General features: G+C 33.1%; 5 protein-coding genes. All 5 read left to right on the top strand.

Annotated features, from left to right (window positions below):
- Positions 1 to 609 precede the first annotated feature (609 nt).
- Complete coding sequence (locus OEW74_RS18635) at positions 610 to 1,188, top strand: hypothetical protein (protein ID WP_265429900.1); 579 nt, start codon at positions 610 to 612, stop codon at positions 1,186 to 1,188.
- 100 nt (positions 1,189 to 1,288) lie between these two features.
- Positions 1,289 to 2,089, top strand: a complete 801-nt coding sequence (locus OEW74_RS18630; RefSeq protein ID WP_265429899.1) for a WxL protein host-binding domain-containing protein — start codon at positions 1,289 to 1,291, stop codon at positions 2,087 to 2,089.
- On the top strand, positions 2,082 to 4,802 hold the full coding sequence (locus OEW74_RS18625; RefSeq protein WP_265429898.1) for a hypothetical protein: 2,721 nt from the start codon (positions 2,082 to 2,084) through the stop codon (positions 4,800 to 4,802). Before OEW74_RS18630 ends, OEW74_RS18625 begins: the two co-directional genes overlap by 8 nt.
- Positions 4,799 to 5,332 carry a hypothetical protein gene (locus OEW74_RS18620; RefSeq protein WP_265429897.1) on the top strand — a complete coding sequence of 178 codons (534 nt, stop codon included), beginning with the start codon at positions 4,799 to 4,801 and terminating at the stop codon, positions 5,330 to 5,332. Before OEW74_RS18625 ends, OEW74_RS18620 begins: the two co-directional genes overlap by 4 nt.
- Entirely contained in the window at positions 5,310 to 5,864 is a 555-nt protein-coding gene (locus tag OEW74_RS18615; protein WP_265429896.1) for a hypothetical protein, read from the top strand. Before OEW74_RS18620 ends, OEW74_RS18615 begins: the two co-directional genes overlap by 23 nt.
- Positions 5,865 to 6,328: the final 464 nt, after the last annotated feature.

Here is a 6,328-nt window from a genome sequence, read left to right as displayed (position 1 = left end):
AAAAATAAACATCAGTCTGGATAAAACAAAGGGTTGGTATGATCTCAAAATAAAATCAAATACCAACAGTTGGCATTTTGTAGGGCGATTAGATTTTGGGAAATCAACTCCAAAGTCTTAGAGGCTGTTTAAATTTTTATTAGATATTTTTCTATTGCCTTGTCTTAATTTTGACTACGTCGAAATAGCATTCATCGACTGAAAGGAGATAATCTTCGATTTCAAAATTAAAATAAACTTTGTTTATTCTTATTTTAACATTAAGATATTTATTTAAGCAGGAAATAATTAAGAAATCAACAAGTTGATTTTGTAATAAGGTTTTTAAGGTAAATGATCTTAATTTCTTAATGTTAAAAATAAATACCAAATTTAAACAGCCTCTTAGATAAATTTCAAAAAAAATAAAAATCTTGTACACCAAAATGTACAAGATTTTTTTGCTGTAAAAGGTCAAAAAATTGCTTGTTTTGTATTATTTAAGGATGTAAAATGACATTAAAAAATATAATAAAATACTGTGTTTGAATATTTAACAATAATTTTCTTTCATTAAGTATATTTTATTATAATGAATTTTATTAACTTCACAATGCAAAAACTAATACCATGAAAAAAACAACAATTACCTTAGCTATGTCTTTGGCTATCTTTTCCCTTTCTTCAAATCTTAAGGCACAGGATACCTACACAGACAATCACACAGTAACTATTTCTGTACCCGAAGTTGCACTAGTTGATATAGAGCCAGCTGCAACAAAAAACATCACTTTAGGATTTACAGCGCCTACAGAAGCGGGTAACCCGGTAACTCCAAACACCGCCAACACCACACTTTGGTTAAATTATTCTTCTATTAAATCGGTTGCAGACCCAACCCGTAATGTATCTGTAAGTGTAAATGCTATTATTCCCGGAATTGATATCCACGTAACTGCAGCGGCAGCTACAGGTTCTGGAGGAGGAACATTGGGAACTCCGGCTGCTCAGCTTACACTGAGTGCCACAGATCAAACCATTATTTCGGGAATAGGAAGTGCTTATACAGGCAACGGAGCCAATAATGGTCATAACCTGACGTATGCTCTGGCTGCAGGAAGTGGTCCCGGAGCAGTTGCTGCTTACGCAGATTTACAGGCAACCGCCTCTACTGTAGCTACCGTTACTTATACCATTTCGGATAACTAATCTGCTCCATTTCATCATTTACAAGCAAGAAGAAATAGCTAGCCCTTTTTCTTCTTGATCTTGCTACATCAATGTTTTAAACACCAAACTTTACATTAATATGATAAAGCGCATATCTTTGTTGCTAATTTTCATCCTTCAATTTTGCTTTTTAAAAGCCGGAATTGTTGTTCTCAATGGGCTTTCTCACTCTTACCAGGTAGAAAACGGAAAAGTCTATAAGGGAAAAATTGAAATAGAAAATACGGGCAATCAATTACAAAGTGTAAAACTATTTCTTCAGGATTATAGTTATCAATCTGATGGCACCATTTACTATTCTACTCCTCATACCAACAGTAAAACCAATACGGATTGGATTAAAATAAATACCAATCTTATCACTCTTAAAGCCAAGCAAAAAACAGAAGTTTACTATGAAATTACCGTTCCCAACAATATTTCTGAACCAGGAAGCTATTGGAGCGTAATTATGGTAGAACCTGTAGAGGAAATAAAACCTAATGACAATAAACAGGGCGTAAATATTACCTCTATTATTCGCTATGCCATTCAGATAATTACAGATTTCGATTCAGAAAAAGCAAAACCCGATCTGAAATTTGAGGATGTAAAAATTGAAAAAGAAGACGGAAAACAAATCTTAAAAGTTGCTATTGCCAATAAAGGAAATCTTTACTGCAGGCCCATCGCAAATATTGAAATTTACGACAAAAAAACCGGAGAGAAGCTCGGTAATTTTTCAAGCCAGGCATCCGGATTATTACCACAAACTTCAAAATATTTTCATATCGATATCAGCAAAATGCCTCCCGAAAAATACAATGCGGTACTGATTGCCACTGATGAAGAAGAAAATGCATTCGCCCTAAATGTAGAACTAGAAGTAAAGAATGATTAAAAAATGGATAATTTATTTTACTCTGTTGTTCCCGGCTTTTATTTTTTCTCAAAAAAAAGATAGTCTGAAACCGGGAACATCTACTTCTATTTCCTTTACCATAGAAAACAAAGGCTCTTTACCCAAAACTTATAATCTTAAAGCTGAAGCTTCAAGCAATTTCATCATTCCTATTCTAAAAAACGGGACAATAACCATTTCACCCAATGAAAGTAAAATTTATATCGTCCCATTGCAAATTGCCACAGAAACTCCACAAGGAAAATATTCTGTCTTACTGCAGGGAACTGAAAAAACAACAGGCGAAAATATCATTCAATCAGCTGAATTATTAGTTTCCGGAAACAGAAAGCTTTCTCTTACGCTTTTAGATTCCCCGGAATTTGTGAAAGCAGGAGAGACTATACAATCAACTTTTTTATTAAAAAATTATGGTAACGTTTCTGAAAATTTAATTTTAGAAAGTAAAAATGCTACAATTGATTTGAGTACATCTATAACTTTAGCTCCCGGAGAAAGTAAAAAAATTACGATAAGCAAAAAAACTCCATCAGATTTAGGTAAAAATGAGTATCAGAATTTAAACCTTTCGGTTTTTTCCAAAGACAACCCGCAGGAAAATCAAGCTGCTTATTCAAGTGTAAAAATCATTTCTGTAAAACCTGTTGAGGAAGATATTTTTCACAGATTTCCGGTTTCAGCTTCAGTTTTTATGATTGGTATGCAAAATCGGGGTAATTATAACAGCGGCTTTCAGGGTGAATTGTACGGAAAAGGAAGTTTAGACGATGAAAATAAAAACGCTTTAGAATTTCATGCAGTCACCAAAAATCCGGTAGATTTTAATTCTTTTACCCAATACGAAGAATATTTTGTGAATTATAAGCGAGAAAATTTATGGCTTCATTTAGGAGACAAAAATTATTTCGCTTCTTTTTTAACCGAATATGCAAGATACGGTCGAGGTGCAGAAATTCGTTTTGATTTAAAAAAAATAAGTTTCGGAGGATTTTACAATCATCCTAGATTTTTCAGAGATATTAAAGATGAATTTAATATGTATTCAAAATTAAAAATCGGGAAACAGTCGGAAATTACAGCAGGATATTTATATAAAATTCCAAGAACAGAAAGTACGGATATCACCTTTTCAAATATGAGATTAGATTCTAATGCACATTTGCCTTATCTCACAGGAAAGTTTAATATCAATAAAAATCTTGAAATTTCAGGAGAAACATCTTATAGTAAAACTGAAAAAAAAGACGGAACTGCTTTTATGATTCAAACTATAGCCAATTATGAAAGAATAAAAGGAAATGTGATGTACATGAGAGCAAGCCCGGAATATGCAGGATATTTTAATAACACCAGTAACATCAATATTAATCTTCAATATCAGTTCTCAAAGCAGATTAATTTTATCGCAAGCTATGTGCAGGATGCTAAAAATTTTCAGCGAGACACTTTATTTCTTGCCGCTCCTTATCGCAAATATTTGCAGTATGGAATTCAATATAAATATTCTAAAAACGGAAATGTAATATTATATGGAGGTTCACAAAGATATAAAGACCGATTAATGCCTAAAGAATTTGATTATAATGATCGTTTTTTCAAACTTTCTGTAAATCAGCAAATCGGAATTTTTCAATTAAATATTGAAGGACAATTGGGGAAAACACAAAACTATTTGACAGGAATCTCAGGAAATTCAAGCTTTTATACTGCAAACATTGGTTTTGAAAAGTTTAAAACTTCATTTAATATCTATGGAAGTTATGCGCTTACTTCCCGTTATCAATTACAGAATCAACAGCAGTTTTATTTTGGAGCAAGAATTTTAAACCGGTTTTCAGATAAAACACAGTTCAGTCTTTTTTATCAGAACAATTATATGCCGGAAGATTACTATACCGACAGAAATCTTTTTGAACTTCTTTTTCAACAGCAAATTTTTTCCAACCATGAACTTGGGGTTTCTGCGAGGTATAATTTACAGCGTGGAGAATTGGGAAATAAAGATTTTATTTTTTCGTTGCGTTATACTTTAAAGATGAATCTTCCGACTCAGAAAATTGCAGAATACACTACTCTTTCAGGAAACATAAAAAATCTTGGTGTAAAAAAAGTTGACGGAATTCGGCTGATTATGGGAAATCATCTTTCAATAACCGATAAAAATGGAAATTATTTATTCAAAAATGTTAATCCTGGAGATTACGTTTTAGAAATTGACAGATCAACAACAGACATCAATGATATTGCAGACCAAAATGTTCCGGCTTCTTTAGTTTTAACTGATAAAGAAAATATTTTCAACTTTGGGTTGACGAGTGCCGCAAAGATTCTGGGAAAAATTGATTATACGGAACACGAAAATATACTGAGCTTTGCACAGCTTTCAACTCAAAAAAAGAAAAACGAAAATGTGATTGTTGAAGTAAACAACGGCAATCAAACATTTAGAAAAATCGTAGTACTGGGAGATTACTTCGATTTTACTTATCTGCGTCCTGGAGATTGGAAAGTAAAAGTTTACAGAAACGGTTTAGACAAAAGATATAAAATACCAATTGACCATTTTGAATTTAATCTACAATCTGCCGAAACAAAAAATATAACGATTAATATCATCAAACAATCATCTGAAATAAAATTTCAGCAAGAAACCATCAAAGTAAGCTATAATCAAAACAAAAAACAAAAATGAGTTACTTCAAATTAGTTTTTTTAATAGGTTTTACCATCTCTTCTCATCTGTTTTCGCAACTTACAGGAAACAGTACAATGAGTGTAACTCTACCTGTAGTTACTTTAATGGACATTGAACCCGCCGGAGCAATTTCAATGAATTTTACAGCTCCTACAGAAGCCGGAATGGCGATTGTTTCTCCTGCTACAAATACAACAAAATGGATTAACTATACATCAGCAATTGCATCTGGTGGAGCAATGAGAAAAATTACAGCCTCTATAAATCCTGTAATTCCCGGAGTTGATATAAAAATTCAGGCATCCGCAGCTTCGGGAGCGGGAGGAGGAACATTAGGAACTCCAAGTTCTCTAGTCATTCTCAATACAACATCACAAACAATAATCAGCGGAATAGGCGGTGCATTCACCGGAAATGGATCAAATAACGGACATCGGTTGACCATAAGTTTATCAGCAAATACTTATGCGAATTTATCGGCAAGAACCAATACCGCTGTAGTAATTGTTTACACCATCACTGAATAATAAAAAAAGTATGAAAGCATATTATAGCATTTTTGATAGAAGATATTTATTTAAAATAAGTTTTATAGTCTTCTTAATATTTTTCTCTGTTTTAAAATCACAAAGATCTATAACAGTAGCGGGTGGTAATTGGGCAGTACCTATACCTACAATCACAGAAGCAGGATCAAACTACACCGGAACTTACGAAAGTTCTGACAATCAAATATCATTAACAGCAAGTGTTCCCCTTGCATTAAGCAGTGGCAAAGTTTCGGTACATTATGAGCCTAATCCAACATGGAATTCAAATTTAATATTGAATGTTAAAAGAACAGGTGACGGCTCAACAATCTGTGTACTATGTACAATAAGCGGAGGAACTGCTTACCAAGCCGTGACACTTGCAGATTTAGAATTATTTAGAATTACAGCTGTATTAGCTTTGGGGTCTTATTCAAATATTCCAATTAAAATACAACTAAGCGGAGTTTCTGTCACCATTCCGGCTGCAACCTATAACAATAAGATTGTATTTACGATAGGACCTTAAAATACATATTTCTTAGGAGCTTTTTCCGGCTATCCGCTTTTACTCCTCACGCCGTTGCTTTTCCATCTCTAAATCCCTCCAACTCTCAAATTCAAGTTCCGGGGTAACCGCTTCTATCCGGGCTAGGAAATGCGGCATACAATAAAGATGGAAGATAAACAGAGTTTTTAGTAATTTTTTCATCCGAAAGCTAGAAAATCTTTAAAGTAATATGAACACCTATTGTAAAATATATGATAAGAAAAGAAGTTGTAAAAAAGAATTTAAAGCAAAATGTTATTTTTTTGAGTTTTATCAAAAATGTAAAGAAGAATAATATGATTAATAATTGTGTCGCTCTTCCGGAGCTTGGATAGATATAGTTATGATCTCTTTGCTACAAAGGTTTCGCTCCTTCGGAGCTCACCTTAACCTTAACCTTAACCTTAACCTTAACCTTAACCTTAACCTTAACCTTAACCTTA

The organism is Chryseobacterium sp. YIM B08800, assembly GCF_026163565.1.
GTDB lineage: Bacteria > Bacteroidota > Bacteroidia > Flavobacteriales > Weeksellaceae > Chryseobacterium.
Note: the sequence above shows the minus strand (reverse complement) of the source record. Positions and strands in the feature narration are given on the sequence as shown.